Here is a 24929-nt window from a genome sequence, read left to right on the forward strand (position 1 = left end):
CATGTCCCGCCCCCGCATCGAACACCTCGGCATCGCCGTCCGTGACGCCGACGCCATCACCGACCTCTACGAACGCCTCTTCGGCTACCGTCCGTACCAGCGCCAGACCGTCGAGCGCGAGGGCGTTAGCACCGTGTTCTTCGACGCGGGCGGGGCGAAGCTCGAGCTCCTCGAAGCGACGCGGGACGACTCACCGATCGCAGGGTTCGTCGAGAAGCGGGGCGAGGGGCTGCACCACGTCGCCTTCGAGGTCCGGGACATCCACGCCGAGATGCAGCGGCTCCGCGACGCCGGCTTCCGCCTGCTGAACGATGAGCCGAAACGCGGCGCCGACGAGAAGCTGATCTTCTTCGTCCATCCGAAATCGACCGGCGGCGTGCTCGTCGAGTTCTGCCAGCGCGCGCCCGAGCCGCTGGAGCCGCAGTTCGCGCCGTTCCGCGGCGGGCGGATCGCGTATTTCCTCGGTGGGCCGGAGGACGCGCCGCCACTCATCGTGCTCCACGGCGCGCTCGGCTCGACGGAATTGGAGACGCGGCGGCTCCTCCCCCACCTCCAGCAACACTTTAAGACGATCGCCCTAGACTTTGCCGCGCATGGTGCGTCGGACGACTTCGCTGAAGAAGAACTGCTGACGATGGACTTCTTCGCCGAGAGCATCCCCGACGTGCTCGACCACCTCGGTATCGCGCGCGCCCACGTGTTCGGGTTCTCGATGGGCGGCGCCGTCGCGCTCTACGTCGCCCGCACGCACCCGGAGCGCATCGACCGCCTCGCCGTGCACGGCGTCAATGTGCAGTGGGACGCCGACGAGGTCACCGTGATGACCGTCGGGATGGACCCGGAGACGATGGAGGGCGTCGCGCCGCGCTGGGCCGAGCGGCTGAGCGCCACGCACGGCGCCGACCGGTGGCGCGGGCTGACGCGGCGGATGATCGCCTTCACCGACGCCCTCCCCGACCGTCGCTTCCCGAACGAGGAGCTAGCACAAGTCACCGCGCCGACCCTCATCTCTACGGGCGACCAGGACCGCTACTTCCGCATCGAGCACGCGCTCAACCTCTGGCAGACGCTGCCCGACGCCCGCCTCGCCGTCCACCCCGGCCTCGACCACCCGATCCAGGGCGTCGACCCCGAGCGCTTCGCGGAGCTGATGACGGCCTTTTTGCTGGAGCGGTGACGACGGCGTAGAGACGCAGCATGCTGCGTCTCTACTGTGACCCCAGCGGGGGGGCGGTCGGCCCCACGGTAGAGATGCCCCGGCGGGACGTCTCTACGGATGGCAGAACGTTCGTCGGAAACGTTCGGAGCGCGCGGCGGGTACGGCAACGGGGTGTCACCCCCGCTCGCTAGCTTTGCCGTTTTCGCCTGCCTCGCCCGATGAACGACGCGCTCGCCGACAAGCTCGCCCACCTCCCCACCTCGCCCGGCGTCTACCAGCACAAAGACGCCGAGGGCACCGTGCTCTACGTCGGCAAGGCGAAGAACCTCCGCAACCGCGTGCGGTCGTACTTCCAGGAGTCGCGGCCGAAGGACCGGCGGCTGCGCATCCTCGTCTCCAAAGTCGAGGACGTCGAGATCATCGTCACCGACACCGAGGCCGAGGCGCTGATCCTCGAGAACAACCTCATCAAGCGCCTCAAGCCGCGCTACAACATCCTCCTCAAGGACGACAAGACCTACCCCTACATCTGCATCAAGAACGAGCGCTTCCCGCGCGTCTTCCCCACGCGCCGCGTCAAGAAAGACGGCTCCAAGTACTTCGGGCCGTACACCGACGTGAAGAACATGAAGCTCGCGCTGAAGACGATCAAGGACCTCTTCAAGCTTCGAAGCTGCTCGCTCTACCTCTCCGAAGGGAATATCCAGGCCGGCAAGTTCGAACCGTGCCTCGACTACCACATCCAGCGCTGCGCCGCGCCGTGCGTCGGCTACGAGTCCGAGGCGCACTACAACAGCAAGATCCAGCAGATCGAGAAGCTGCTCAACGGGAAGACGAAGGAGCTCATCGCCCTGCTGAAAGACGAGATGCAGCGGCTCGCCGCCGAGAAGGAGTACGAGCAGGCCGCCGAGTACCGCGACCGCGCGAGGGCGCTCGAAGTCTACGCGCAGAAGCAGAAGGTCGTCGCCGAGGACGGGGCCGACCGCGACCTCTTCGCCCTCCACGTGGACCGCGAGGCGGACGTGGCGATCGGCGTGCTCTTCGTGATGCGTGAGGGGAAGATTCTCGGCCGCCGCCACAAGGTCATCCGGCCCGTCGAAGGCGTCGAGGAAAGCGAGCTGATGCAGCGGCTGCTCGAAGACCACTACACCGAGGCGACATTCTTCCCCGACGAAGTGCTGCTGAGCCACGCGCCCGAGACGCCCGCCCCGCTCGAAGCCGTTCTCCGCGAGGGCCGCGGGCGGATCGTCGACCTCCGCGTGCCCGAGCGCGGTGACAAGGCGAGTCTGCTGCGGATGGTCGAGGCGAACGCGAAGCTGCTCGTCGGCGAGTGGAAGCTGCAGAAGGCGAAGGCCGACGAGGACTACATCCCGAAGTCCGTGAAGTCACTCCAGCGCGACCTGAGGCTGAAGCACCCGCCGCGCCGGATCGAGTGCTTCGACATCTCGCACCTCGGCGGGACCGGCACCGTCGCGTCGTGCGTCGTGTTCGAGGACGGCAAGCCGAAAAAGTCGGAGTACCGGACGTTCAAGATCCGCACCGTCGAGAGCGGCAAGCCGGACGACTTCCAGTCGATGCGCGAAGTCCTCCATCGGCGCTACCGGCGGACGCTCGAAGAGAACGGCCCGTGGCCCGACCTCGTCGTGATCGACGGCGGGAAGGGGCAGCTCTCGTCGGCCGTCGAGTCGCTGCGGGGCGTGGACGTGTACGGCAAGTTTCCCGTCGTCGGCCTCGCGAAGCGGCTCGAAGAGGTGTTCTTCCCCGGCGACAGCCAGAGCGTGATGATCCCCCGCACGTCGTCGGCGCTGCGGCTGTTGCAGCGCGTCCGCGACGAGGCGCACCGCTTTGCCATCACGGCGCAGCGCAAGCAACGCACGAAGACGACCCTCCATTCCGAGCTGATGGACATCCCCGGCGTCGGCGCGAAGACCGTCAAGAAGCTGCTGACGACGCTCGGCTCCGTCAAGCGCATCGAAGCCGCGACCGAAGAGACCCTCGCCGAGGTCGTCGGTCCGAGCCTCGCGAGCAAGGTCCACGGCTACTTCCGCACGCAGGAGGGCAAGGCCACGCCCGACGCGCCCGCCGTCGAGTCCGAGGAGGTCCCGGCCGGCCCGCCGCCCTCGGGCGACGTGCCGTAACCAACCCCCTGCCTTATTTCTCGGGGAAGACGATCACGCGGAGGTCGTAGGCGCCCACTTGTCCGGGGCCGACCGTCGTCACATCCACGGTCCAGTTTCCAGAGGCGCCGACGAGGTTCTCGACGCGCGAGAGCGTCGTGGAACCGGCGTCGTCGTTGCGCCACTGCTGGCCGCTCGGCGCGCTCACCCGGAGGAACCCGTCGAAGCCGTAGCTGACGAGCTCAACGGCGAAGGTGCCGCGCGCGGGCGCATCGATGGGGAGGGTATCGTAGTACTCGCCCTTGATCGTCTGCCGATCACTCGGGTCGAGGCGGCCGGAGACGGTCGTCACCTCGGCGATGCCGCCGGGCGTGATGACGAGGGTGTACGGCCCGCGCTGCTCGCTGTTGTACGCCGAGGCCCACACGTTCCACGTCCCCGGCTCGCTCGCGATGATCGAGACCTGCGAGATGTTCGAGCCCTCGAAGTCGTCGTTATTCCACTCCGTGCCCGAGGGCGAGCGGACGATGAGGTAGCTGTCGAGGTTCGGGTCGCCTTCCATGCGGACGGTCACCTGCTGCCCGTTCTTCGCCTCGAAGCTGTAGGCGTCGTAGAGCTCGCCGAAGTCGCGCGTGGCGTCACCGGGTTCGAGGGTGCCGGAATAGGTCTGTGCGGCGAGGGGGGCGGCGAAACCGGTGAGCAAGCCGAGGAGAATGAGCGCTTTCATGGGTCGAGGTTGAGGGTGAGGCGGGAAGATACGGCGGCGGCATAATTCGGCGGCGGCTTGCGCGCATCGTGCGATCCTCCGTACCTACCCCTCGCTTTCCTCTCTTCCCGCCTCTCTGCCGATGCTCAATTACATCTGGGCCGGGCTGATCGTCTTCAGCCTCGTCTTCGCCCTCTTCTACGACGTCCGCGACCTCACCCGCGACACCTTCCGCAACGACGCCGACCTCCCCGTCGCGCTCGTTTTCCCCGAGGGCTACGACCCCGGCGCCCGCCGCACCCCCATCGCCGTCCGCGTCGATCCGACGGCGTACGGCGCGTTTTATGACACCGACGCCCGGCCGGACTCCGCCTACGACGCCATGCTGATCCGCACGCGTGAAGGCCTGCAAGTCCGCTTCGCCGAGGGGTCGAACCTGCCCGAGCCGCTCGCTACGATCCGCGACTTCACGAACTCGCGCGACGAGCAGCTGCAGGGCACGCTCGTCGGCGCGCTCCCAGCCGCGCCGGGCGTCGCGGCCGTCCCCGTCGCGCTCGACTTCCCCCGCGTCCGCTTCGTGAAGATGAACGCGATCGCCGGGGCCGCGCTCGACTTCGCCGAGACGGCGGCGAGCATCGCGCTGAGCCTCATCGGCGTGCTCGCGCTCTTCCTCGGCCTGCTGCAGATTGCCGAGGACTCGGGCATCATCTATTCGCTCGTCAAGCTCGTCCGGCCCGTCCTCCGCCCGCTCTTCCCCGACATCCCCGCCGACCACCCCGCCTTCGGGATGATCGCGCTCAACATGGCGGCGAACGTGTTCGGGCTCGGGAATGCCGCCACGCCGTTCGGGATCAAAGCGATGGAGGAATTGCAGGAGCTCAACCCCACCGAGGACACGGCGACGGACTCGATGGTGATGCTCCTCGCCATCAACACGGCGAGCGTGCAGCTCGTCCCGCCCGTCCTCCTCCTCGCCCTCATGGGGCTCCAGATCAACCAGCTCATCTTCGCGATCTGGATCACGACGGGCGTCTCGCTCGCCGTCGCCATCATCGCCGCCAAGCTGTTCGCCCGCCTGCCGAAGTCGCGGGCCTCGAACCCACACCGGCTCGCCGCAGCCGGGGACCCGATGCACCGAGAAGACGATGCGCCGCCGGAGCCACCCCCCACTTCCTGACGCGCCTCCTCTTCGTCTCTTCGATTTCCCGCCTCTTCGACTCCCGATCCGATGGAAACGCTCCGCGACATCGTCAGCCTCCTCTCTTACTTCGTCCTCCCGGCCATCATCGTCGGCTTCCCGCTGTACGGCCTCTACAAGAAAGTCCCCGTCTACGAGAGCTTCGTCGAGGGCGCGAAGGAGGGATTCCAGGTCGCCGTCCGCATCATCCCGTACCTCGTCGCCATCCTCTTCGCGATCGGGATGTTCCGGGCGAGCGGGGCGATGGACTTCCTCATCACGCTCCTCCGCCCCGCACTCGGGCTCATCGGCTTCCCGGCCGAGGTGCTGCCGATGGCGATTGTCCGCCCGCTCACCGGCTCCGGCTCGGCCGGCATCGTCGTTGACATGATCGCGCAGTACGGCGAGGACTCGATCCTCGTCAAGATGGCCGCCACGATGTTCGGCTCGACGGAGACGACGTTCTACGTGATCGCGGTGTACTTCGGCGCGGTGAACATCAAGAAAACGCGCCACGCCGTGCCGACCGGGCTCGTCGCCGACTTCGCCGCGATGCTCGTCGCCGTGTGGGCCGTCCGCCTCCTCTTCGGCTAGGCCGCTACGCCTCGGCCACTTGTTCGAGCCCGAGTTCGATGCAGCGGAGCTGGAGACGGACGGCAGTGCCGAGGTCGAGCGGGCGGAGCTGGTACGGGGCGAGGTGCTCCCGGATGGACTCCCCGCGCTGGATGCGGAGTTGGAGATCCGCCATCTCGTCGCGGAGGGCGAGGTACGCCGTCGGGAGCCCCGGCTCGCGGCGGTACGCCCGTTCGATGACGAAGAGCGGCAACTCGGTGACGAGGCAGAGCGGGTAGCGCTGGCGCGCGGCGTCGTACCCGGCGAGCCGCGCGAGCTCCATCGAGGACGAGAAGAACTTCGCCGCCATCCCGGCGTCGCCGCGCTCGTGGAAGTGGAAGCGCATAGCCTTCCCCTCCGGCGTCGTGCAGAAGCCGGGGTCGATGTAGTCGAACCCCTTCTCGCCGCCGCGGTCGTGGTCGTGGAGGCGGAGTCCGGCGTCGCGGACCGCCTCGACGAACGCCGTGCGGAGGGCCTCCGTGCCTTCAACCCACTGCCGCTCGATGAGGAGGAGGCCGCCCTCGGAGAAGCCCATCCCGTGCAGGCTCATGTGGAGCGCGAGCGGGGTGTAGTCGAAGAGGTAGCGCGCGGCGAGACGGTTCTCCACGCGCATCACCGGGTAGCCGAACTCGATGTCGCGGCCGGGCTGCTCGCGGACGCGGTGCCGGAGGTACGCCTCGACATCGGGCCACGCGCCGATCCACGGCTGATTCCGGGCCTCGCCGTCGGGGTTGACGTGGGGCATGATGCGGAACGTGAAGCGGTCGAAGAGGTCGGCGAAGCCGTCGCCCTCGGCGAGCCAGTCGCGGTTCGCGAGGCTCTCGAGGATGAACACCCGCAGCGTCTCCGGGCCGACGGGCTCGTCGGCGTGGGCGCCGGCCATGAGCGTGACCGTCTGCGGCCCGTGGCCGAGCGTGACGCCGTAGATCGGCCGCCCCTCCTCGCTGGTCCCGAGGTCGTGGAACTGCGCGAGGTCGGCGTTCGAGGCGCAGGCGTGGCGGATCTCGGAGCGGACTTCGTCATCGGTCCGAAAGCGGAGGTCGGTCACGTCGATCTCGGTGAGTCGCATAAGGAGGAACCTACAGGACGTGCTCGTCGCTGTCGACCAACCGAGCCCGCATCGGGTCGGACGCGCTTGGGGGCCGGGGATCGCTACTCGTTGTTGACGACGAACGGGATGGAGATCTCGCCGAATACGTCGCCGTCATTCGCGCTGACGAGGTCGGCGCGGAAGCGGACGCGGGGGAGGTCCGCGTCGACGCGCTGGAAGTAGAGGAACCCCTCGACGCGGCCACCGGGGTCGAGCACACCTTCGGGCAGCACCTCCGCGACCATCTCCTCGGTCGGCAATTCGATGGACTGCCACGCGGTGGCGTAGCGTTCGTAGTAGTACGGGTCGTAGTAGAACGGGTCGGCGTAGGGGCTGATCGTCGGGTAGGCGGAGGCGTAGTACGGCGCGACGCGGAAGTTGCGGTACTCGAACGCCGGCGCAGTGACGGGGGCGTAGCCGTCGACGAGCGCAGGCTCTTCGACGCTGCCCTCAACGCCGTACGGCGGGAGCGCGGCGTAGCGCTGCCCCTGCGGGCCGACGAGCGTGAACTCGTCGTAGCGGAGGCGGACCGGGATCTGACTGTTGTTCTCGATCACGACGCGAAGCGGGGTTATTTCGCGCTTGACCTCGGCCATGCCGGGCCACGCCTGCGACTGCACCACCATGCGGACGCCCTCCACCCGGTCGACGGCCGCGTCCATCATGCTGGCGGCCTCGTCGGCGGCGGGCGCGGGGGCGAGTTCCGTGCCGGGCGCGGAGCAGCCTGCAAAGACCACGGCAGCGAAAAGAATGAGGGGGAAGAAGAAGGAGCGGAGTGGAGTGCGCATGACGAGCAGAAGGGAGAAGAGCGAGCAGAAGAACAGAAATGAGCGAGGCCGAGCACAGCGCGGCGCACACGAGGACGACGATAGGGATGGGCCGCCATCACCCTATCGAACACCAAACCCGGTCCTCAGTGTTCCATAATCGCCGGATTTGGGGACTTCCCCTACCCCCGGCCGTCGCCTCACGCCGCGCCCGCCCGGTCCGCTTCGAAGGCCTCGACGCACCGGAGCGCCCACGCCTGCGCCCCCTCGAAGTCGGCGGGAGACGGCCCTTTGTCGATCTCGAAATGGTCGAGCGCGCGGCGAGCCCCGAACGCGTCGAGCTGATCGGCGAGGCGGTACGCCGCCGTCTGGAAGTACGGGTCGTAGAGATGGTCGCCGAGGCCGATGATGCCGTACGACACCCCGGAGAGGTCGGGGGCCACGGCGACGAGCGACTCGAAGAACTCGACGGCGTTGTCGGGGAACGTCCCCTCACTCCACGTGCAGAGCACGGCGATGAGGCGGTCGGCCTCCGCCAGCATCTCCGGCACGGCGTCGGCCATGTCGACGATAAGCGACGTATGCCCCGCGTCGGCGAGCGCGTCGGCCACCTCGTCGGCGACCCGCTCGGAGTTGCCCGTCTGGGTCCCGACGAGGAGGAGGATGGGAGGCGTGCGGCGTGTCATCGGGCTGGTATGGCCGACCGCGCCGTGCGTTCCGAGTTTTGGGTATGGGGGTGTGGGAGTACGGGAGCGTGGACGTGATTTCTTCTCCCACGTCCACACTCCCACACGTCCAGACCTCAGTCCTCCTTCCCGTCGAGGATGTCTTCGATGCGGGCGCGGGCGTCTTCGAGGTGCAGCCGCGTGGCGCGGTCGCCCGAGACGCCGCGGCTCCGCAATGCGGCGGCGATCTCCCCGTCGAGGTCCTGCAGTTCGCCGCGTACGAGCGGGCGGATGTCGGACTGGCTCACGTCGACGGGCGTGATGCCGACGTAGTAGCGGATGAACTCGCCGTCGGGCACCTCCGGCTCCTCCTCCATGAGGTACTGGAGCCGCTCGATGTAGCCGCGTTGGAGGTTGCGGCGGAGCGGGTCGACGGGCGCGCCCGCGTCGAGCTCGGCCCACACGCCCTGCCGCACGTCGCCGAGCATCGCCGCCGCCGTGTACACGTCCTCGCCGCCATCGATGGCCTCGGCTTCGAGCAGGCGGGCGATCCGGCTCGGGTCGACCAGCCGGTTCAGGATGCTGACCTGCGCCGAGCGGACGCGGTCGAGCGCGCCGGCCGCCTCGATCCGCCGGAGGATGTCGGTGTCGAGCAGCCACTCGGGCCGCGCGAGCCCGTTCTCGAGGACGAACTGGAGCGCGCGGCGCTGGCGGTCGGCCGGGACCGGCTCGTAGACCACGCCCTCCTCGTCGGCCGTCTTGTAGTCGATGAACACGCCGCCGACGTTGCTCCCGGCGTGGTTCATGTAGCGGACCCACTGCCCGACGACCTGGCCGTAGAGCTCGTCGAGGTTCGCGTAGTCCTCGCCCTCCTCGCTCGTCCACGTCACGAGGCGGTCGGCGATGCGGCGGAGGTTGGCGAGGCCGTACTCGCCGGCGAGCACGGCGTCGTCGCCGAGGTCTTCGTTCTGCGCGCGCGGGTCGGTGGCGACGGCGGCCTGGAAGACGTAGCGCAGACGCGGATCGTCGTTCGCGCGCTGCGCCATCTCGTTGAGGAGCGCCCGCTCGGCGTCGGGGTCGTCGACGCCGGGGAAGCGGCGGTAGCCCCACTCGATCGCGTGGATGTCGTACTCCCCGATGTCCGGGGTGAACCGCGTCACGCCGTCGCCGGGCTGCGCGATGTAGTTGAAGCGGGCGTAGTCCATGATCGACGGCGCCGTGCCGTGCTTCGCGGTGTAGGTCGGCGAGCGGAGGGAATCGACGGGGACCGCGCTCGACGAGTAGAAGTTGTGGTGGAGCCCGATCGTATGGCCGACCTCGTGGGCGGAGACGAAGCGGATCAGCTCGCCCATCTCGGTGTCACTGAACTCCACCTTCTGCGCGTTCGGGTTCGAGGCGGCGGTCTGCACGAAGTACCAGTTCCGCAGCAGGTTCATGATGTTGTGGAACCAGCCGATGTCGGACTCGAGGATCTCGCCGCTGCGCGGGTCGTGCACGTTCGGACCGTAGGCGTTCTGCACCGGCGACGCGAAGTAGCGGATGACGGAGTAGCGCGCGTCTTCCGGGTTGAACTCGGGGTCCTCCTCCGGCGTCGGCGGGTCTTTGGCGAGGATGGCGTTTTTGAAGCCGGCCGCCTCGAACGCCGGCTGCCAGTCCTCGACGCCCTGCTTGAGGTACGGCCGCCACTTCTCCGGCGTCGCCGGGTCGATGTAGTAGACGATGGGCTCGACGGGCTCGACAAGTTCGCCGCGCGCATAGGCCTCGGGATCGGACGGTTCGAGCCGCCAGCGGAGGATGTAGCGGCGCTGCTCGGCGCGCTGTGCTTCCTGCCCGTAGTCGGTCTGCCGGAGGTCGAAGAAGCCGACGCGCTGGTCGAAGAGCCGCGGCTGCATCGGGACGGCGGGCAGGAGCACCATCGAGTGCGCCATCTCGAGCGAGATCGTGCCCGTGCTGCCCTGCGACGGCGGCTCGGCCGCGCTGTAGGTCAGCACGCTGCGGACCTCGATGTTCTCGGGGTAGCTCGCGGCGCGTTCGAGGAAGCTCCGGTCGTCGTCGAGCCGGCTCACCTTGTACGCCTCGCGCCGCCCCTTCGGCAGCCCGAGCGGCGCCACGTCCGTCGTGTAGAGCTTCGTCACGTCGATCACGACGGCCGTCGAGTCCTCGTTCAGCGCCTCGATCGCGAAGCTGGCGACGACGGGCTCGAAGTTCGAATTCCGCACGGCCTCGGCGATGGGCAGCGAGTCGGCGGCGACGTTCTCGTAGGCGACGGTGCGGAGGAGGACGTTCTTCCCCTTCCGCTCCCAGCGGACGGTCTGCGTGTTCGCCTCCTCCCCACCGTAGCCGATGTTGTCTGCCGTCCGCGCGATACGCGAGACGAGCAGCATCTCGCGGCGCATCAGGCTGTCGGGGATCTCGAAGAGGAGCTTCTCGCCCTCGTCGAGGACGTGGATCGTGAAGAGCCCGGTGTCGGTCCCGGTCGAGTCGGTGACGACCTCGTCATAGGGCTTGAAGTCCTTGTCGTCCTCTTCCTCTTCCTCAGCGTCAGACGCGGTGACTTGGGACGCCCCCGAGCAGCCGACGAAGGCGGTGCCGAAGGCGAGGGCGAGGAGCAGTACGAAGCGAAGCGATACCATGAGCGGGAGGCGGGTGCGGAATGGGAGGAAGGAGCGGAGACTACGAACGCGCGACGAAGCAGGTGCGAGCGCCGTTGCAGGTCTGTTGCCAAGCGGTCCGAGAACGGTGCGGGACGCGGGGAAGGGGTGGAGAGAGTGGAGGGGGTGGAGAGTGGAAGGGAGCGCGACGGCCTGCCTACCTTCGACGGTTTTGCTTGCCTTTCCCTCCTTTCCCTCACTGCCCGAGGATATTCGTGACGGCGAGGAGGCGGTCCGTGTTGTACGAGGGGTCGTAGAGGTAGACGAACGCCGTGTAGAGGTTCGGCTGCCCGAGCCCGGCGGAGCGGCGGATCCGCTCGCGCTCGGCCGGGTCGTCGACGTAATACTGGTAGACGTAGCGGCCCTGCTTGATGAGGACCTCGGCCTCGTAACGACCCTCGGCAGCGTTCCACAGCAGTTCGTACGCTGGGTCCACCGCCCAATCGTTGAAGCTGCCGGTGAGGACGACCGGGCCGGCCGCCGGCTGCTCGTTCTGCGGCACGAAGCGGAAGAGCGCTTGCACGTACTCCGCGCCGATGTCGGCCGGGCCGGGCGCGTCCTGCACGACGGTCGAGACGAGCGTCCGCCCCGTGAGGTCGCGGTCGAAGAGGTCGCCGCCGAAGCGGGCGTAGTCGAGGTCGAGCGTGACGGCGTACGGCGACGTGTCGAGGCTGACGTCGACAACCTGCGGGCCGGGCTGGAGGTACGAGAGGTCGAGTTCGTAGAGCGGCCCTTCGAGCGTGAACGCCGTCTCACGCGGGAGGAGGAACTCGAAGAGGGAGCCGCCGACGAGCGTGGGGTCGGCCGCGCAGCGGGGCACGGCGATGCGGCCGTTGCGGACGAAGCAGACGTTGTAGTCGTAGACGGGGCTGTCGAAGGCGTCGGGCGGGCGGAGCCGGGCGATGGGCTGGAAGTACGTCGCTGAGCCGAGCCCGCTCCGCACCGTAAAATCGACCTCGGCGGCCTGCTCGGTGACGAAGAACGCCTGTTCGAAGAGGACGGCCCGCTCGTCGCCGGGGTCCGTCACGCGGAGGATGTAGTTGCCGCTGCGGAGGAACTGGATGTTCTGGTTGGGGAATTCGTACTCGTAGTGGCTGTAGCGGACTTCGGTGGCGAGCGACGGCTCGTAGTCGAGGATGTCGTCGCTCTGGAACGTCTTGAGGAACTCGACGGGTAGCAGGTCGCGCTGCCACTGCCGGTCGGCGTGGTAGAAGTAGACGGAGAACGGCTCACCGAAGTCGGCCAGCAGGTCGAACTCGAGCGTGAGCGTCTGGCCGGAGCTGAGGGGGAGGATCGGGAGCGAGCCCTCGTCGCCGGTCCGGTAGAGCTGGATCGTGCGGACGAAGTCGGCCGGGCGGCTGAGCGTGAGGCCGGGCGTCGCGGGCACGTCGTACGGCTCGTCGCTCCGCGTCCCCTCTTCGGTGGTGGCGCAGCCCGCGAGCGCGCTCAGGAGGGCGAGCGCGAGGAGGGCGGGCTGGCGGAGCGCGGAGAGCAGGGGCATCGGCGTGGGATAACGAGAGCGGGACGGGCGAACGCGGCCCCGGAATATGCCGCGCCAGGCTTCGGAAGGCAAGCCCTTTCGGACCCGCTTCGCGCGGCGGTCAGGAATCGGGGAAACGCCCGCGCGGACGGCCGTAGTCTGCCTGTCGGCCTCAGCGCAGCCCGAGCACCGGATCTTCACGCTGCACGATCCACCGCAGCGCGTCGGCGCGGTCGCGCTGCTGCGCGGCGGCGTGCACCGCACCCTGCGCGTCATACGCCTCGGCAGCGCGGGCAGCGAACGCGATCGCGTCGCGCCGGTCGCCGAGGAGGTGGGCGTACTGTGCGAGCCACACCCACCGCTCGGCCTCCGCTTCGGGCACCGCGCGGGGTGGCACGGCTTCCAGTGCGGCCCGCGCCGCGCCGTAGTCGCCGGCCTCCGCCCACAGCCGCGCCGCCAGCAGGTGAGCAGCCGGATCGTTTCGCTCCGCCAATCGCTCTGCCCGCTCCGCCGCGGGCTCCGTCCCGAGGAGAACGCCCAGCGCCTCCGCGTCGAGCCGTGCACGAGTTTGGAGGAGGGCCCGCGCCGACCGCTGGTACGGCGGCGTCGCTGTGAGCGCCTGTGCATAGGCGGAGTCCGCCTCCGCTCGTCGGCCCTCGAGCGCGAATGCGTCGCCGAGCCGTCCCCACAGCGCCGCGTCGGCGGACGCTCCGCCCGTCGTGTCGGCCTCCGTGATCGCCGCGTGCAGCCGCTCGATGACGGGCTGCGTCTCGCCCCGCGCGAGTGCGAGCCATCCCCACGTCGAGAGGACGGCGGGCTGCGCCGGGGCGTCGGCGAGGGCGGCCTCGAAGTGGACTGCCGCCTCGTCGGGCTCCCCGGCGGCGAAGGCGGCGAGCCCGGCCCGGTACGCCCGCTTCCACGGCTCCACGTAGTGCGGGCAGCGCCGCTCGAAGAGCGACGGGCGCGTGAACACGCGGGCGACGAGCGCCTCGGCTTCGGCATCCGGCGGCGCGGCCATCACGGCCGCCTCCCACTCCGCCGCGAGCGTGTCGAGCGGCACGCCGTACGCCCGCTCGAAGTCGCCCGTGGCGTAGACGGCGCGCAGCGGCTCGGCCCCGCGCGTGGCGTAGAGGTAGCGGACGAACGAGCCGGCCGTGGTGTACGAGACGGCACCACGCCCCGTCCAGAACCCGAGCGGTGAGAGGCGCGACGCTACGGCCTCGCCGAGCGGCCCGACGAGCGTGCCCGCCGCGTCCCGGTACCGCGCCGCCGCCGCGACGCGTTCGTCCGGCCCCGGCAGCCCCTCCGGCGGTTCGAGCGCCACGGCCAACCCCTCCACGAGCCCGACGGCCAGCGATGCGCGGAGCACCGGCAGCCCGAACTCGCGCGAGAAGACATGGACGAGCTCGTGCGCGAACGTATCGTCGAAGCGGGCCGTGAGCAGGTGCATCTGCGGGCGCGGCAGCCACACCGGCGCCACGCTCGTCAGCCCGGCCCCGGTGAGCGCCGCCTTCGTCGCCGCGTCGGGGTAGAGGTACGTCGCGATCCGCTCCGGCACGTCGACGCCGAGCGCTTCGCGGAGCGCGTGATAGCGATAGGCATGAGCGTCAGCGATCACCTGCAATTCGCCGGGCGAGAGCGAGGTCGGGTCGTAGTAGATATCGAACCGCTCCGTCGCGAGGTGGCCGCCGAGTTGCTCGCGGATCAGCCAGCCCGGCGTGTTGAACCCGAGCCGCGCGGAGAAGAGGTACGCCGTCCCGATGAGCACGACGACGGCGAGCAGCGCCGACGTGAGTGTCGGGGTTTGGGGGTTTAGAGGTTTGGGGGCGGAAGGGGCAGCGTCATCCCTCCTCGTCCTCGCCCTACTCTCCTCTCCCTCCACCCCCTCCCTCCTCTCCTCTCCTTCCATTCTCGCCCTCCCCGCCCGCCTTTCCTTCGCCCGCAGACCGAGCAGCACGAGCGCCGTGACCCATAGCAGCGTGAGCCCGCGGAACCAGAACAGCCCCGGCCGCACGGCCAGCTCCTCGTCGTAGATCGGGCCAAGCACGCCGCCCCAGACGTGGTTGTACGTGTAGAACTGCGGGTGCAGCCCGAGATCGTAGAGCACCGGCACGAGGGCAACGGCGAGCCCGACCACCACGAACGCGGTCCGCTGCCACGTCCTTCGCGTCGCATCAATCGCAAACGCGAGCGCGACGGCGAATGCCACGCTCGGCACCGCGAAGACGACGAAGAGGAGCGAGCCCTGGCCGTAGCCGCAGTTCGGCCGCCACAGGAGCGAGAGCGTGAGGAGGGCCCACGGTACGACGAGCAGCGCCTCCATCCGCCCAAGCGCCGCCCACAGCCCGTGCCCTCGCCGGAACAGCGCGAGCGCCGCCAGCCCCGACGCGAAGAACCCGACGCCCGCCACGACCGCACTCGACTCGACGTGGAGCAAGCCCAGCAGCGGCACCGGCCACAGCGCGAAACACAGCAGAGCGTACACCCCGGCGACGAGGAGCGTCGGTCGGGCTGTGCTGCGTGATGCGCGATGCGTGGGCTTCACCTCGGCATGGGGGCTTGGTCTCACGAATCACGTGTCACGTATTACGACCTACAGCAGCCGGATCGCGACACCGATCGAGAGCACCTCTTTGAGCTGGATCTTGTCGATCGTGTCCTTGTCGTAGAGCGACACGAGTTCGAGGTTCGTGTTCAGCCAGTCGTTGACTTTGAGCTGGAGGATGTTCTCGAACACGAGGTCGGGCGCGGCGCTGTCGAGTTGGTTGAAGGCCTGGAACAGGCTCAACCGCGACTGGAGCAGGACGTTCTCGAACAGTTCCTTCTGGGCTTCGGCGAGGAACTCCAGCCCGGCCTGCACGCGGACCGTCTCGTCGAGCGCGTTGCCGTAGACCGGCCGCAGCCGGTCGATGAGGACAATCGTCTCCTTCGTGGCGAAGCCGAGCCGCGCCGTGTACCAGCGGTCGGGGTCGTACGTGATGCCCACCGTCTGTGTCCAGATCGCCGGGGCGAAGAAGTCGGCCACCTTCAGCCGCTCGCCGGGGACGATGCGGTCGGCGAGCGTGGGGTAGGCCTCCGGGTCGGGGTCGTAGTCGAAGCCCGCCGCGAACTGCGTCCGGATATCGGTGGCGAACGTCGGCTGGAAGTGGCCGGTGCCGGTGTACTGGAGTTGGAACGCGTAGCGGATCACGTCGACGGCCTTGCGGAACTGGAGCGTGTCCTGCTTGACGAGGCCGAAGGCGAGGCGGGCGTCGTGCGTCTGCTTGAACCGGCCCATGAGGCGGGCGAACCGGCCGTTCGTGCCGACGGTGAAGGCGAGCGCGTCGAGCCCGCCCTCCTGCCAGTTGCTGTAGGCGGCCTGGTTGAACGCGAGCTGGCCGGTCAGCTTGGAGCGCCACCCCTCGGCGACAGTTAGCGGTTCCTCCTCATCCTGCGCGCTCGCCGGCGCGCCGGCAGCCAGCAGGAAGGCGGAGAGCCCGAGGAAAACGAAGAGCCGGCGGAAGACGAAGAGCGGCATAGCGGGAGTCGGTGGAAGCGCGGGGGTAAAAAAGAAGGGCCACGCCACTGCCGGCGCGGCCCTCGACGAACTGTAGCGGGCGAAGCCTACATGTCGCTCTTCTTGTCCTGGATCTCGACCCGGATGTCCTGGGCCATCTTCTTCAGATCCTGCATCCCTTTGCGGACGCGGGTGCCAGCGGCTTTGTTGCCTTTTTCGTAGAACTGGCTGAAGTCGCGTTCCATGGACTCCACAAATTCCTTGAGATCGTCGTAACGGGCCATGAGTTGAATCCTCCGTATGGGGGTGATAGGCGAGGCCAGCCGTTCATCGGCAAGCCCCATAGAAACGTGAGTGACGCGAAAATGATAGCACCCGTAGGGCAAGGTGTCAAGCCGCAATCGCCCTCTCGGCGTGATTTAAGGCGTTTTCTTTGCCGTCTCCGGGCGGATTCGTGTGGCCAGGACCGGCGCCGAGCGCAACCCCGACCGGCTCGTTATGGTCACCTCGGCCCCCGCCGCGTGCCCATCGCGCAACGCCTCTGGTTCGGGCACCACCCCTTCCGTTACCGCGTCCATCGCGGCCTCATCGATCCGCCGATCACCCGAATACAGTCCGTTCTGGCCGTTTTTCGTCAGGAACGTGGCGACGGCCGGCATGCCCGAATCGGTGAGTGCGAGCGCGAGCGCCCCGGCCACCGCCCCGCCGTTTACCTCCTCCGCCTCCCCGCTCGGACCCGGAAGGAGAGCCGTCACGACGGGCACCGCGCCCTGCGCGACGAGATCACGCAGCCACGTCACTTTTTTAGCGAGAATCCCGCCCTCGGCCCGCTGCAGGAGCCCGCGACCCGACGCTTCGATCCCCACGGCCGCGACGCCTGCCTCGTTGAGCGTGTGGACGATCTGCCGGTTTAGCTCCCGCGCCGCCCGCGCCACGATGCGCCGATCCTCGGTCGACTCGACGCGGAGCACGCCGCCGTCGAACGTCGGGAATCGCCCCTGCGCTTCGAGCGCGCGCTCCGCCGCCTCCCCTGCGCCGTGGACGAGCACGCACGGCGCGCCGAGGTGCTGCACGTCACGGGCGAAGCCGGTGAGGAAGAGCGGGTCGCCGAGGTGGTAGCGGTCGAGGTAGAGGACGTAGGTCATGCGAGGGCAGGTCGGGCGGACGGAGAGGGCGTGCCCCTTCCTACGCGAGATGGGTCGCCTGCAGATCCGTCGCGCTGATGTATCCCGATTCCGGCAGCCGATCACCCCCCGCTCCGTCCCCCTGCCCCACCGCCACCGGGAGTTCGACGATAAAGCGAGTGCCCAGGCCGACCTCGCTCTCGACGGTGATCACGCCCCCCATCAGTTCTACCAGTTGTTTCGTGATCGTGAGCCCGAGTCCGTTCCCCTCGTGCTTCCGTGCCAGCCCCTCTGACGCCTGCCGGAACGGCTCGAACATCCGGTGTACCACTCCTTCAGGAATCCCAATCCCCGTGTCCTCCACGACCACCAGAACCCGCCCGAGTACCGACTCGACGTGCACGACAACGCTCCCGCGATCGGTGAACTTGATGGCGTTGCCGACCAGGTTCGTCACGATCCGGTGCAGGGCGTGGGGGTCCATGTCCGCCGCGAGGGTGGCCTCCGCTCCGCACGTGCTGAGAGCGATCCCTTTCTGCTCGGCGAGGGGGCACAGCAGTCGGACAGCCTCGCTAACCTCGGCGGCCACGTCCAACGTTTCCGGGGAGAGGCTGAGCCCGGATCCCTCCAGTTGCGCGAGGTCCAGAACAGAGTTGACGGTACCGAGCAGACGCGTAGCGCTGGTCTGAATGAGCTGGGCGAACTCGGCCTGCTCCCCCGTCACCTCTTCCGCGAGCACTTCGGCGAAGCCGAGGATGCCCGTAAGCGGGGTCCTCAGCTCGTGGCTCATGTTGTTCAAGAACGACGTCTTCAGCCGGAGGAGTTCCTCGGCCCGCTCGCGCGCCTTCTGTTCGGCCTGCACTCGGAAGCTGTCGGTGACGTTGGCGAGCGTGCCGGCTGCCCCGCTCGCCACCCCGGCAGGACCATAGGTGAGACGGGCGCGGACGGCCACCCAGCGGACCTCGCCTTGCGCCGTACGGACGCGGACGACCTCGTCGTAGACCTCCTCGCCCCGATGAAAGAGCGCCTGCGTCCGATCGTACGTCTCGTGCTTGTCGTCCTCGAAGATGAACTCGAAGAACGAGCGACCGAGGCTCTCTTCCACGCCGAACCCGGTAATGCGCACCCACGCCGGACTCAGCAGGGTCAGCCGCCCTCGGTCGTCGACCTCGAAGAGCACGTCGTGCACGTTCTCGAACACCCGCCGGAAGCGCTCGTCGCTGGCGCGCGCGGCGGCCTCGCTGTGGGTGAGCTGCGCCTCAACACTCGTCGTCACGCGGGCGCAGAGGTAGGCCATCGCGATGATCACGATCACGGTCGCCACGAACTGGGCCCCTTCGATCTGCGGGTCCGGCACGAGCACAGCCGACGCGAGGGTCGCGGCGAACACGAAGCCGAGGTACCAGAGCAGCCGCTCCACCCGCCGCTCCCACCGCCCCATCACCGCCAGCCCGAAAGCCGACGAGACCACGATGAGGAGGAGGCCGATGACGTAGTCGTGGTGGAGCCGGTTAAGCGCAAGCAGGGGGAAGAACCACCCCGCCAGGAGGTAGAGCAGCCCCGTAAACAGACTGACGATGCGGCGGCGGACCCACCGGCTCGTGTAGGTCCCTGCGAGGACGAGGCTGGCGCACGCCGACAGCCCGAGCCGCCAGGCGAGTGGATCGATGCTCCCGATCAAGTCGGGCCGGTACCACACCCAGAAACCGGGGACGAACACGGCATACAGTATCAGCCCCACGCGAAAGCCGATGAAACCCAACACGTGGCTACGCGGCCCCTCCGCGGCGTCGGAAGCGAGCATGGAATGGGCCGCTCGGCAGGAGGGCTCAGCAGAGAGAGACATGAAGCAGTCTGGACCGACATGGATGGGCGTTCCCGAGGGGTATCGGTCACCCTTCAAAATTTCTAACCATCCTCTGCATGATCTTTTCTGGAAACGTTCGGTCGTTCCCTGCCGCTTTCCTTACATCGAACAAAGAAACGCCTGAACCAGTGTGGAGAGGGAAGCCCTTGCGGGCGGAGTCCGGGTAGCGAGTTATCCACACGCCTTGTGGTCGGCTCGGTCTCCCTGCATCTTTCGGGACCCCTGCCCCACCCGCCCTCACCCGATCCGCCGGATGCCCGAGTTCTGCCACCTCCACTGCCACACCCAGTATTCCCTCCTCGACGGCGCCGCCCGCATCAAAAAGCTCGTCGGCCGCGCGGCAGAGCTAGAGATCCCGGCGCTCGCCATCACCGACCACGGCAATCTCTTCGGCGTCCCCGAATTCTACACGTACGCGAAGCAGGCGAATGTCCAGCCCATCATCGGCTGCGAGTTCTACGTCACGCCCAGCGGGATGGGCGACACCAACGACCGCACGCGCTACCACCAGGTCCTCCTCGCCAAAGACGAAGTCGGCTACCGCAACCTGATCAAGCTCTCGTCGATGAGCTATACCGACGGGTTCTACTACAAGCCGCGCATCGACCGCGACACGCTGCGCGCCCACAGCGAAGGGCTCGTCGCGACGACGTGCTGCCTCCAGGGCGAGGTATTGCAGACGATCCTGAACAAAGGCGAGGTCGCCGGGCTGAAGGTGTTCAAGGAGTACCTCGACATCTTCGGCGAGGACTACTACATCGAGATCCAGGACCACGGCATCCCCGAGCAGCGGAAGTGCAACGCCGTACTGCTCCGGTGGGCCGAGCAGTTCGGCGTCAAGGTCGTCGCCACGAACGACGTGCACTACGTCGAGCAGGACGACGCGGCGGCGCAGGACGTGCTCCTCTGCCTCCAGACCGGCCGCGCGCTGAACGACCCGACACGGATGCGGTTCGAGAACGACCAGTTCTTCCTGAAGTCGGCGCCGCAGATGCAGGCGGCGTTCGCGGACTCCGTCGGCGACGCGCTCGTCGTCGACCGCGCGCTCGACACGACGCGCGAGATCGCGGACAAGTGCAGGCTCGACCTCCAGATGGGGACGCTGCTGATGCCGCACTTCCCGCTCCCCGAGGCGTTCGAGCTGCCCGGCGCCTACCTCCGCCACCTCGTCTACGAAGGCGCGAAGGTGCGCTACGGGCGCGAGGGCATCAGCGAGCTCATCCGCGAACGGCTCGACTACGAGCTGAAGGTGATCTCCGAGATGGGCTTCGACGGCTACTTCCTCATCGTGCAGGACTTCACGACGGCCGCCCGCGACCTCGGCGTGAGCGTCGGGCCGGGCCGAGGCTCCGCCGCCGGATCGTGCGTCGCCTACTGCCTCGGCATCACGAACATCGACCCGCTCCAGTACGACCTCCTCTTCGAGCGCTTCCTCAACCCCGAGCGCATCTCGATGCCGGACATCGACATCGACTTCGACGACCGGGGCCGCGCCAAAGTCATCGACTACGTCGTGCAGAAGTACGGCCGCGAGTCGGTCTGCCAGATCGTGACGTTCGGGACGATGGGCTCGAAGTCGGTCATCCGCGACGTGGCGCGCGTGCTCGACATCCCGCTCCCCGAGGCCGACCGGATCTCGAAGCTCGTGCCCGACGGCGTGAAGGTGTCGCTCGAAGACGCGAAGTCGAGCGTCAAGGAGTTCGCCGAGCTATACAAGTCGCCGGACCCGCAGATCCGCAAGCTGATGCACTACGCGACGGTGCTCGAAGGCTCGGCGCGGCACACGGGCGTCCACGCCGCCGGCGTGATCATCGCCCCCGGCGACGTGTCGCAGTACGTCCCCGTCTCGATCCAGAAAGGCAAGGGCGGCGCGGGCGACGCCGTCGTGACGCAGTACGACGGGAAGTGGATCGAGGAGTTCGGCCTGCTGAAGATGGACTTCCTCGGGCTTAAAACCCTGACGGTTCTCGACGATGCCCTTGCCCTCATCAAGACCGGCCACGGCGTCGAGATCGACCTCGACAGCCTGCCGCTCGACGACGAGAAGACGTACAAACTCTTCCAGAAAGGCGACACCGTCGGCATTTTCCAGTTTGAGTCGGAGGGGATGCGCGAGTGGATGCGGAAGCTGAAGCCGACGGGCATCGACGACCTCATCGCAATGAACGCGCTCTACCGGCCGGGCCCGATGGACCTCATCCCGAGCTACATCGACCGGAAGCACGGCCGCGAAGAGGTGGAGCACCCGCACCCGATGCTCGCCGAGATCCTGGAGCCGACCTACGGCATCCCGGTCTACCAGGAGCAGGTGATGCAGATGGCGCAGGTGATGGGCGGCTACACGCTCGGCGGCGCCGACCTGCTGCGCCGCGCGATGGGCAAGAAGAAGCAGGAGGAGATGGATACGCAGCGCGTGATCTTCGTCGAGGGCGCGACGAAGAAGGACGTGGACGAGAAGACGGCGAACGAGGTCTTCGACATGATGGCGAAGTTCGCGGGCTACGGCTTCAACAAGTCGCACAGTGCCGCCTACAGTTTGGTGGCGTATCACACCGCGTACCTGAAGGCACACTACCCGGCCGAGTTCATGGCCGCCGTGCTGACGAACGAGGCGGGCGACTCGAAGAAGCTCGCCGTCGCGCTCGACGAGGCGCGGCGGATGGGGCTCGACCTCCTCCCCCCCTGCGTCAACCGCTCCGAGCACCACTTCAACGTCGAAGTCGAGGACGGGCAGCGGTTCGTGCGCTACGGGCTCTACGCCGTCAAAACCGTCGGCGCGGGCGCGATCGAGGCGATCGTGAACGAGCGGGCCGAGCGTGGGCCGTACGAGTCGCTCTTCGACTTCTGCAAGCGCGTCGACCTCCACTCGGTCAACAAGACGGCCCTGGAGGCGCTCACGCGGGCGGGCGCGTTCGACTTCTGCGAGGCGCACCGGGCGCAGCTCTCCGGGGCCTCCGACGACGCCTACCGCTTCGGGCAGCAGCACCAGGTCAACAAGGCGCTCGGCCAGAACTCCCTCTTCGGCGGCAGCGACCCCGGCGTCGACAACTTCGAGCCGTCGCTTCCGCACGTCGAGCCGTGGACGCGCGGCGAGCAGCTCCGCCACGAGAAAGAGCTGATGGGGTTCTACGTCTCCGGCCACCCGCTCGACGCCTACGAGGCCGAGGTCAACGCCTTCGTCAGCGCCTACCTCGGGCGGCCCGACGACATCGACCTCGAGCGCGACCACAAGGTGTGCGGCATCATCACCGAAGTCAAGCAGATCACGACGAAGGCCGGCAAGCCGATGGCGTTCCTCACGCTCGAGGACCAGACCGGGCAGGGCGAGGTCGTCCTATTCACGAGCGTGTTCGAGCGGCACAGCCACATGCTCCGCACGGACGAGGTGGTGATGGTGCGCGGGCAGGCCGAGGTGCGCGGCGGCAGCGTGAAGATCAAAGCGCAGTCCGTGGACGCGATGTGGAAGGTGCGCGAGGAGTACGTCAAGCGCATCATCCTCCGCCTCAACGCTGACGACACCCTCCCCGAGGCGATGGACGAGTTCTACGCGCTCTGCCAGCGCAACAAAGGCCCCGTGCAACTGCTGTTCGACGTGGAGACGCGGGAGATCCCGCAGCCCGTCCGCCTCCGCGCGCAGAAAGGCATGGTCGAGCCGACGCCCGAGCTGATGCAGGGGATGTACCGGCTGTTCGGTCGGAAGATGGTGGCGCTGGAGGGGGATGCGTGAAGCCGACCGTCTATCTCGAAACCTCGTTCGTGGGCTACCTCACTGCTCGCCCGGCGCGGGACGTGATCGTGCTGGCGAACCAGCAGCTCACGCGGGAATGGTGGGAGCGGCGGCGCGAGGACTTTGAGATGTTCGCCTCCGCCGCTGTCCGCCGAGAGGCCGGGGCCGGGAATGCCGAGGCCGCCCGCGAGCGGCTGGCCGTGCTGGAGGGCATCGCTTCGCTGTCCGTGACTGACGAGGCGGGGCGACTCGCTGGAGCTTTCCTTGCCGAGGGAGCGCTGCCCGAAAAGGCGGCCGAAGATGCGCTCCACGTCGCGATCGCCGCGACGAACGGGATGGACTATTTGCTCACCTGGAACTGCAAGCACATCGCCAACGCCACGCTCCGAAACCTGATCGAGCAGGTCTGCCGTTCAAACGGCTACGTAACCCCCACGATCTGCACCCCCGCTGAGCTTTTCTAACGAGACCATGCTTCCTGACCTCCCCGACTCCGAGCAGTGGGACGACCCCATCGTCGCCGAGATTCGCGCCGTCCGTGACGCCCACGCCCGCACGTTCAATTACGACCTCGACGCCATCTTTGCCGACATCAAGCGCCACGAAGACGAACTCCGCCGACAGGGCTACACGTTTGTGGACCGCTCAAAGGAAGCGAAGCAGGCTGGCGCTGCGGAGTAGCGAATGCGGGAGATCCCGCAGCCCGTCCGCCTGCGCGCCCAGAAAGGCATGGTCGAGCCGACGCCGGAGCTGATGCAGGGGATGTACCGCCGCTTCGGCCGAAAGATGGTGGCGCTAGAAGGAGATGCTTAGGTTAGTGATATCTCTATCCAAACACCATGAACGCTTATGCTATTCTCTCGAAGGGCATCCGGCAACAGCGCTGTCCCAATACGTCATACAGAAATTATAATTGAAAATGTCCGCGTTTTTTCAGGCAGACATAGAATTCCAATCAAGCCGTTAACATTTGTTACGGGGGAGAATAGCTCAGGAAAGTCAACGCTGATAGCAATGATATCGGCGATGTACGATTATGAGAGTTATCCACTTCAGCCACGATTCAATGCTCCGCCTTTTAACCTAGGCGGCTACGACACCATAGCTACTGTGTTGGAGGACACGCAGGAGCCAGCTAAGTCTTTCAGTATTGGATTTTACAAAGAGGGAGGAGAGAGAGGGACCACGATATCTGTAGTAGCTACGTACAATGAAAAACTAGGAAATCCTGACTTCCGCAAGCTCACCATTGATTATGATGACGTCCAGTATCAGATTGAGGCCTTTGATTCAGAGGATAATGTGTTCGAGGGCCACATAACGGTACGAAAGGGGAAAGTTGAAATAGGTTCCGATTTCAATTTCCCTCGTATTTTTGGTGATGCAAGAAGGATTAGACTTGACGAAATAGCTTATCACATATTTAGGGACAACGAGGACATTATTAGAGCTAAGCGTGACGACTCGGACTATCGTTGGATTTTCGAAAGAATATATGATCTAGGATATTTTTCCGTGCCAGGGCGCGCCCTATCCATTGCGCCTATCCGAACAAAACCTGAGCGGATCTATGGACACGCAGAGGCAGAATATCGCCCCGCTGGTGATCATATTCCCTTCACACTCTCTCGCTTGTTTTCGCAAGGTAGTGCTTGGGAAGAAAAACGTGCGGTAATATCAGCCCTCAATACTTTCGGCGAGGAATCTGGAATGTTTGAAGGCTTTAAGGTTCACAAACTCGGAAAACATGCTAGCGACCCTTTTCAGTTGACAGTGACTATTGATGGAAATGATCGCAATCTAGTTGACGTGGGATACGGTGTAAGCCAAGCTCTGCCTATTGTAGTACAAAGCGTGCTCACGGCAGATAGCCGTCTACTTCTCCTCCAACAGCCTGAAGTACATCTTCATCCAAAGGCACAAGCTGCTCTAGGTTCTTTCTTTTCGAGATTGGTTTCAGACGGCACCCGAGAGATAATTGTAGAAACTCATAGTGATTACATTATAGACCGAGTCCGCCAAGAAGTAGCACGAGGCAATATTGATCCTGACCTTATACAAATAATTTTCATGCACAAAGACTCATCTGGAGCAAGAGCCCACAATATAGATTTAGATAGGAACGGCAATATCGTGAACGCCCCTCCGTATTACCGCGAGTTCTTCCTCAGGGAGGAAATGAACCTCTTAACCCGTTCATCTGAAGAACTCGGCCCAACTGAATAATGTGCATTATCATTGATAACAATGTCGTCCATCGTGTTTTCTTCACTGATAATGATCCCGATTTC

Annotated in this window: 20 protein-coding genes; 9 read left to right on the forward strand and 11 right to left on the reverse strand. The window is 66.6% G+C overall.

Translation table 11 applies throughout. The features are described from left to right. Position 1: 1 nt before the first annotated feature. Positions 2-1177, forward strand: a complete 1176-nt coding sequence (gene mce, locus ABJF88_04170; protein MEP0546103.1) for a methylmalonyl-CoA epimerase — start codon at positions 2-4, stop codon at positions 1175-1177. Positions 1178-1377: 200 nt separating this feature from the next. Continuing rightward, the gene (gene uvrC, locus ABJF88_04175; GenBank protein MEP0546104.1) at positions 1378-3297 is read left to right on the forward strand and encodes an excinuclease ABC subunit UvrC; all 1920 of its coding nucleotides are present in this window, start codon (positions 1378-1380) and stop codon (positions 3295-3297) included. A gap of 13 nt (positions 3298-3310) precedes the next feature. On the opposite strand, the gene ABJF88_04180 is transcribed toward uvrC, so the two are convergent. Next, positions 3311-4003: a PPC domain-containing protein gene (locus ABJF88_04180; GenBank protein ID MEP0546105.1), complete on the reverse strand. Its 693-nt coding sequence runs from the start codon at positions 4001-4003 to the stop codon at positions 3311-3313. Positions 4004-4124: 121 nt separating this feature from the next. Here ABJF88_04180 and ABJF88_04185 point away from each other — a divergent pair, with 121 nt between their 5' ends. Both ABJF88_04185 and ABJF88_04190 read left to right on the forward strand, forming a co-directional pair. Continuing rightward, positions 4125-5159: a nucleoside recognition domain-containing protein gene (locus ABJF88_04185; protein ID MEP0546106.1), complete on the forward strand. Its 1035-nt coding sequence runs from the start codon at positions 4125-4127 to the stop codon at positions 5157-5159. 51 nt (positions 5160-5210) lie between these two features. Then, entirely contained in the window at positions 5211-5753 is a 543-nt protein-coding gene (locus ABJF88_04190) for a spore maturation protein (protein ID MEP0546107.1), read from the forward strand. A 4-nt stretch (positions 5754-5757) separates the two neighbouring features. Here ABJF88_04190 and ABJF88_04195 read toward each other — a convergent pair whose 3' ends face one another. The 10 genes from ABJF88_04195 to ABJF88_04240 form a co-directional block, all read right to left on the reverse strand. Further along, on the reverse strand, positions 5758-6840 hold the full coding sequence (locus ABJF88_04195; GenBank protein MEP0546108.1) for a M14 family zinc carboxypeptidase: 1083 nt from the start codon (positions 6838-6840) through the stop codon (positions 5758-5760). An 83-nt stretch (positions 6841-6923) separates the two neighbouring features. Further along, positions 6924-7649 carry a hypothetical protein gene (locus ABJF88_04200; GenBank protein MEP0546109.1) on the reverse strand — a complete coding sequence of 242 codons (726 nt, stop codon included), beginning with the start codon at positions 7647-7649 and terminating at the stop codon, positions 6924-6926. Between the two features lie 179 nt (positions 7650-7828). Beyond that, a complete protein-coding gene (locus ABJF88_04205) occupies positions 7829-8314 on the reverse strand; it encodes a flavodoxin domain-containing protein (GenBank protein ID MEP0546110.1) in 486 nt (161 codons plus the stop codon). Positions 8315-8430: 116 nt separating this feature from the next. Then, positions 8431-10926 carry a zinc-dependent metalloprotease gene (locus ABJF88_04210; protein MEP0546111.1) on the reverse strand — a complete coding sequence of 832 codons (2496 nt, stop codon included), beginning with the start codon at positions 10924-10926 and terminating at the stop codon, positions 8431-8433. 214 nt (positions 10927-11140) lie between these two features. Beyond that, positions 11141-12445: a type IX secretion system plug protein domain-containing protein gene (locus ABJF88_04215; GenBank protein MEP0546112.1), complete on the reverse strand. Its 1305-nt coding sequence runs from the start codon at positions 12443-12445 to the stop codon at positions 11141-11143. Positions 12446-12596: 151 nt separating this feature from the next. Then, positions 12597-14969, reverse strand: coding sequence for a tetratricopeptide repeat protein (locus tag ABJF88_04220; GenBank protein MEP0546113.1), 2373 nt, complete (start codon positions 14967-14969; stop codon positions 12597-12599). A gap of 48 nt (positions 14970-15017) precedes the next feature. After that, complete coding sequence (locus ABJF88_04225; GenBank protein MEP0546114.1) at positions 15018-15941, reverse strand: DUF3078 domain-containing protein; 924 nt, start codon at positions 15939-15941, stop codon at positions 15018-15020. A gap of 86 nt (positions 15942-16027) precedes the next feature. Then, entirely contained in the window at positions 16028-16204 is a 177-nt protein-coding gene (locus ABJF88_04230) for a histone H1 (GenBank protein ID MEP0546115.1), read from the reverse strand. Positions 16205-16339: 135 nt separating this feature from the next. Then, entirely contained in the window at positions 16340-17065 is a 726-nt protein-coding gene (locus ABJF88_04235; protein ID MEP0546116.1) for an acetylglutamate kinase, read from the reverse strand. Positions 17066-17105: 40 nt separating this feature from the next. After that, positions 17106-18848 carry an ATP-binding protein gene (locus tag ABJF88_04240; protein ID MEP0546117.1) on the reverse strand — a complete coding sequence of 581 codons (1743 nt, stop codon included), beginning with the start codon at positions 18846-18848 and terminating at the stop codon, positions 17106-17108. 316 nt (positions 18849-19164) lie between these two features. Between ABJF88_04240 and dnaE the strand changes: the two genes are divergently transcribed. Genes dnaE through ABJF88_04265 form a run of 5 tightly spaced genes read left to right on the forward strand, consistent with a single transcriptional unit; the run spans position 19165 to position 24864 of the window. Then, the gene (dnaE, locus tag ABJF88_04245) at positions 19165-22638 is read left to right on the forward strand and encodes a DNA polymerase III subunit alpha (GenBank protein ID MEP0546118.1); all 3474 of its coding nucleotides are present in this window, start codon (positions 19165-19167) and stop codon (positions 22636-22638) included. Next, positions 22635-23102 carry a type II toxin-antitoxin system VapC family toxin gene (locus tag ABJF88_04250; protein MEP0546119.1) on the forward strand — a complete coding sequence of 156 codons (468 nt, stop codon included), beginning with the start codon at positions 22635-22637 and terminating at the stop codon, positions 23100-23102. The genes dnaE and ABJF88_04250 overlap by 4 nt, the downstream gene beginning before the upstream one ends. A 7-nt stretch (positions 23103-23109) precedes the next feature. Further along, a complete protein-coding gene (locus ABJF88_04255) occupies positions 23110-23319 on the forward strand; it encodes a hypothetical protein (protein MEP0546120.1) in 210 nt (69 codons plus the stop codon). A 3-nt stretch (positions 23320-23322) separates the two neighbouring features. Further along, positions 23323-23451, forward strand: a complete 129-nt coding sequence (locus ABJF88_04260; GenBank protein ID MEP0546121.1) for a hypothetical protein — start codon at positions 23323-23325, stop codon at positions 23449-23451. Positions 23452-23487: 36 nt separating this feature from the next. After that, the gene (locus tag ABJF88_04265; GenBank protein ID MEP0546122.1) at positions 23488-24864 is read left to right on the forward strand and encodes an AAA family ATPase; all 1377 of its coding nucleotides are present in this window, start codon (positions 23488-23490) and stop codon (positions 24862-24864) included. The last annotated feature ends 65 nt before the right edge of the window (positions 24865-24929 follow it).

This window comes from Rhodothermales bacterium, assembly GCA_039944855.1.
Lineage (GTDB): Bacteria > Bacteroidota > Rhodothermia > Rhodothermales > JANQRZ01 > JBBSMX01.

Excerpts from the sequence above, each read along its gene's own strand:
- ABJF88_04255 (MEP0546120.1), top strand. The coding sequence starts at position 23,110 with ATGCTTCCTGACCTCCCCGACTCCGAGCAGTGGGACGACCCCATCGTC.
- mce (MEP0546103.1), top strand. The coding sequence starts at position 2 with ATGTCCCGCCCCCGCATCGAACACCTCGGCATCGCCGTCCGTGACGCC.
- ABJF88_04190 (MEP0546107.1), top strand. The coding sequence starts at position 5,211 with ATGGAAACGCTCCGCGACATCGTCAGCCTCCTCTCTTACTTCGTCCTC.
- dnaE (MEP0546118.1), top strand. The coding sequence starts at position 19,165 with ATGCCCGAGTTCTGCCACCTCCACTGCCACACCCAGTATTCCCTCCTC.
- ABJF88_04260 (MEP0546121.1), top strand. The coding sequence starts at position 23,323 with ATGCGGGAGATCCCGCAGCCCGTCCGCCTGCGCGCCCAGAAAGGCATG.
- ABJF88_04240 (MEP0546117.1), bottom strand. The coding sequence starts at position 18,848 with ATGCTCGCTTCCGACGCCGCGGAGGGGCCGCGTAGCCACGTGTTGGGT.
- ABJF88_04205 (MEP0546110.1), bottom strand. The coding sequence starts at position 8,314 with ATGACACGCCGCACGCCTCCCATCCTCCTCCTCGTCGGGACCCAGACG.
- ABJF88_04225 (MEP0546114.1), bottom strand. The coding sequence starts at position 15,941 with ATGCCGCTCTTCGTCTTCCGCCGGCTCTTCGTTTTCCTCGGGCTCTCC.
- uvrC (MEP0546104.1), top strand. The coding sequence starts at position 1,378 with ATGAACGACGCGCTCGCCGACAAGCTCGCCCACCTCCCCACCTCGCCC.
- ABJF88_04210 (MEP0546111.1), bottom strand. The coding sequence starts at position 10,926 with ATGGTATCGCTTCGCTTCGTACTGCTCCTCGCCCTCGCCTTCGGCACC.
- ABJF88_04230 (MEP0546115.1), bottom strand. The coding sequence starts at position 16,204 with ATGGCCCGTTACGACGATCTCAAGGAATTTGTGGAGTCCATGGAACGC.
- ABJF88_04265 (MEP0546122.1), top strand. The coding sequence starts at position 23,488 with ATGCTATTCTCTCGAAGGGCATCCGGCAACAGCGCTGTCCCAATACGT.
- ABJF88_04180 (MEP0546105.1), bottom strand. The coding sequence starts at position 4,003 with ATGAAAGCGCTCATTCTCCTCGGCTTGCTCACCGGTTTCGCCGCCCCC.
- ABJF88_04235 (MEP0546116.1), bottom strand. The coding sequence starts at position 17,065 with ATGACCTACGTCCTCTACCTCGACCGCTACCACCTCGGCGACCCGCTC.
- ABJF88_04215 (MEP0546112.1), bottom strand. The coding sequence starts at position 12,445 with ATGCCCCTGCTCTCCGCGCTCCGCCAGCCCGCCCTCCTCGCGCTCGCC.
- ABJF88_04185 (MEP0546106.1), top strand. The coding sequence starts at position 4,125 with ATGCTCAATTACATCTGGGCCGGGCTGATCGTCTTCAGCCTCGTCTTC.
- ABJF88_04200 (MEP0546109.1), bottom strand. The coding sequence starts at position 7,649 with ATGCGCACTCCACTCCGCTCCTTCTTCTTCCCCCTCATTCTTTTCGCT.
- ABJF88_04195 (MEP0546108.1), bottom strand. The coding sequence starts at position 6,840 with ATGCGACTCACCGAGATCGACGTGACCGACCTCCGCTTTCGGACCGAT.